The organism is Terrisporobacter mayombei (assembly GCF_020748465.1).
In the GTDB taxonomy this organism is placed as follows: domain Bacteria; phylum Bacillota; class Clostridia; order Peptostreptococcales; family Peptostreptococcaceae; genus Terrisporobacter; species Terrisporobacter mayombei.
In genome coordinates, this window is the sequence record NZ_JAHZMP010000070.1 from 1 (window position 1) to 560 (window position 560).

1 protein-coding gene is annotated in these 560 nt (G+C 47.3%); it reads right to left on the reverse strand.

Annotated features, from left to right (window positions below):
• Window positions 1-299: 299 nt before the first annotated feature.
• On the reverse strand, window positions 300-560 hold a 261-nt coding region (locus K0039_RS24810; RefSeq protein WP_031614441.1), incomplete at its 5' end, for a sigma-70 family RNA polymerase sigma factor.

Consider the following 560-nt stretch of genomic DNA (forward strand, 5'->3'; position numbering starts at 1 on the left):
GCCAGTAACGCTTTACCCTTTATGTTCATCCTGAGAATCCCCATTCTTCTGGTTATTACGTGTGTTGTGATGTTGTTTTTCAGCACTTTGTTTCGTTTTATGCATGACTACCCGTGCTTTAGCAGCATACTCTGCTAAAACTTACCCGATTTTTATGATATTGGAATAGCTATTTTGACAGTTTATTAACAATCTGCGTGGGGATTGGCGTTTTGCCGGAGGGGAAATTGATTATTACAGAGGCCCAAAAAACAAAAACCCCGGACTCTCATCCAGGGTTCTCTGCTTAATAGCGGAAATTACGCTTCAATGGCAGCACGCAATTTTTTCATCGCGTTCTTTTCCAGCTGGCGTACACGCTCAGCGGAAACGCCGTAACGGTCAGCCAGTTCCTGCAACGTGGACTTGTTGTCTTCGTCCAGCCAGCGCGCACGGATGATGTCCTGGCTGCGTTCGTCCAGACCCTGCATCGCGTCGGTCAGACGGTTTGCCGCCTGCTCTTCCCAGTTATCATCTTCAATGCCGTCGGCAAAGTTAGATGATTTATCCTGCAGATAGAG